Origin of the sequence: Mesorhizobium sp. M0587 (assembly GCF_040320945.1) — a bacterium.
Taxonomy (GTDB): domain Bacteria; phylum Pseudomonadota; class Alphaproteobacteria; order Rhizobiales; family Rhizobiaceae; genus Mesorhizobium.
Genome location: NZ_JAMYQP010000090.1, coordinates 1 through 2,921, shown reverse-complemented (window position 1 = coordinate 2,921; position 2,921 = coordinate 1). Strand labels below are relative to the sequence as shown.

At 59.8% G+C, this 2,921-nt stretch carries 1 protein-coding gene and 1 pseudogene; both read right to left on the bottom strand.

Annotated elements, in window-relative coordinates; all coding sequences use genetic code 11:
• Nucleotides 1-520: 520 nt before the first annotated feature.
• Nucleotides 521-1,506, bottom strand: a pseudogene (locus NKI49_RS33100) (beta-barrel domain-containing protein); the annotation flags it as partial.
• The coding region (locus NKI49_RS33095) for a type I secretion system permease/ATPase (RefSeq protein ID WP_352695933.1) at nucleotides 1,493-2,921 on the bottom strand (1,429 nt) is incomplete at its 5' end. The gene NKI49_RS33095 and the pseudogene NKI49_RS33100, both read right to left, overlap by 14 nt.

The following is a 2,921-nucleotide window of genomic DNA, read 5'->3' as shown; positions in this document are numbered from 1 at the left end:
CGAAATGGATGCATTCACGTTCACTTCGCCCTTCCGCTGAGCAGTAGCGGGCTCGCAGGCGGCGGGGACGCGCCCAGACGATCGACCCGAACATTCACACTCAAGCGGACGAGGAAAACTTGGTAACCGGCCGCCCTGGTTGGGCCCAAACCTCTCTCTGTTTGCTCGACGCCGGCATACCCGCACCGTAAGCGCTGGACGTGGACAAGTTCCGGTGGCGGCGGGTACGGCGCGGCCTAAGCGATGAATGGGGGCCGGAGACGGTTCCTTCCCCGACACGCATGCTGCTACCGCGCAACAAGGGGAGGGCAATTTGCCGCCAATGGCCTCGTGATAGCGCCTTTCGCCGACAGGCTGTCGAAGTTGACCGAAGCCGAGCTGAAACGACAACTGACGGGTCCTCACAGCTGCGTTACGCATTCGCTCACCGTCAAGCCGGCCTCGGAAGAACAGGCATGGGGCTGTGTTGCCGAGTATCTCGCCAGCACTGCCCATTGCGAGAAATGGAACATTAGGGAGCGCGTTCGCGCGAGCCGAGATGCGGAACCGATAGACGCACCAGGTAATACGAAATGCCGTTTTTTTCGTCCGTCGCCAGATCGGCTGCGATCCGGCTGACATATCCGTTCAATTCCGGCGTGGTTCTCAGATTGAAGGCTGACATCCGCAGCACGGCCTTGTGACCAAGCTGGATTTGGTCGATGTCCTTCGGGGTGATCCGTACTTCCAGCGCAAGATCGTCGCCTTCCGGCACGATTAGCATGATCGGATCGGCGGGCGTAATCACTCCGCCGAGCGTATGAACTGCGAGTTGTTGAATGGTGCCTGACTGCGGCGCGACGATATCGATCTGTCGCAGTTCCTGTTCAGCCGCCACCTTGCGCTCACCATACTCCCCGACCTGCGCCTGAACCTCTCTGAGCTCCTGGCCGACTTCGGTCTTGAAATCCTGATCGATCTGCGGGATCTGCAGGCGCGTTTCGGCTATGCGGGCTGCTGTCTGTGCCTGATGTGCGATCTTCTCACCGCGTTCGCCACCGAAAGTGGCAACCTGGATCTTCAGGCTGTTCAACCGTTGGTCCGAGACAATGCCTTGGTCGCGCAGCCCACTCAGAACAGCAATTTCCTTTAGGAGAACCTCGATCCTTTTTTCACAGGCAATTTCCTGCGCCTCGAATCCTTCGATCTCATCGAGCCGCTTGGTGACTATGGCGAGATTGGCGCGCGTCCTGGGTGGCATCGAGCCGCATGAGGATGTCGCCGGCTTTCACTTTATCGTCTTCGCGCACCAGGATTTCTCCCACCACCCCGCCGGCCGGGTGCTGCACCTTCTTGACATAGGAATCGACGACAAAGTGTCCGGACGCGACAACCGCACCGGAGAGATTCGTGAAGGCCGCCCAGGCTCCGGCTCCTCCCACAAAGATCACACTCGGTCAGAAGGCCCGCCACCGGGTGCCGGCGAATGGAGCTGGAAACGTCATTGTTCTGATCAATGCCGGACACCGGGATCCTCCATGTCAGCGCGCTCTCCCACATGATCCTGTGTAGATTCGATGGCCTTGACGCCAGCGCCTCGTGCCATCGCTGTCCCCTTCAGGACTTTGGACAGTGCTTCATCACGCGCACCGAATGCTCGCTGCCGTCCACCTTCCATCACCAACACCAAATCCACGGCGCGGATGGCGCTCGGCCGATGGGCGACGACAACCGCAATGCCCTTGCGCTCGCGCACGGAGGCGATCGCCTTAACGACCGCAGCCTCGCCTTCCGCATCGAGATTGGCATTGGGTTCATCCAGCACAACAAGGAAAGGGTCTCGATAAAGAGCACGGGCAAGACCGATACGCTGGCGCTGCCCGGCGGAAAGTGCCGATCCGGCCTCACCGATCGGAGTTTCGTAGCCGTGCTCAAATCGGAGGATCAGTTCGTGCGTGCCCGCTGCTTTCGCCGCGGCGACAATAGCGTCAGGGTCAGGATTATCTTCAAAACGAGCAATGTTTTCGGCAATGGTGCCGTCGAACAGTTCAACACCTTGTGGCAGATAGCCGATATGACGGCCTAGTGCTTCCCGGTCCCATTGATCAAGGCTTGCGCTGTCGATGCGAACCTTTCCGGCGACCGGCGCCCATGCGCCGACGATGGCGCGCGAGAGTGTCGACTTGCCCGAGCCCGATGCACCGATGATCCCGAGTGCGCTTCCCGCCTGAATGGCAAACGCAAGGCCGGTGACGGTCGGCTTCCTTTCGCCGGGCGGAACGATTGTCACGCCTTCGAGGCGCAGTTCGCGTTCAGGTGCAGGCATTGGCATAACAGGAGCGGATTCAGGAACCTTTTCCAAGAGGTCCTCCAGCCGCGCCCAACCCTGCCGCGCCATGAGGAAAGGTTTCCAGCTTGAAATGGCCAGGTCGACCGGAGCCAGCGCACGCCCCATCATGATCGAACTGGCAATCATAACCCCGGCCGTAGCCTCCTGTCTGATGACAAGGTACGCGCCCACGGCAAGAATGGCCGATTGCAGCAGCACGCGCAGCGATTTTGAAATGGCACCCAGCCCACCTGCCACGTCCCCAGCTTTCCGGTTGGCGGCCAGACACTTGGCATTGGCCTTTTGCCATCGGGCAGCGATCCGCTTTCCAAGACCGAGAGCTTGCACGACCTCGGCATTGCAACGCGCTGCTTGCAGCAGACCATTGCGTGCCATGTTGTGGGCAACGGTATCGCTTATCGGCCGTTGCGAGAGAGTGTTGGCAAGAAGTGTCAGAGAGGTGAGACCGACCGCCCCGATAAGTGCCGTCATGCCGATCCAGAAATGAAGGAGGAAGCAAATGCCAAGATAAAGCAGCATCCATGGCAGATCGAAGAACGCTGTCGGACCGTTTCCACCTAAGAAGCCGCGAACATTGTCGAGATCGCGAAGC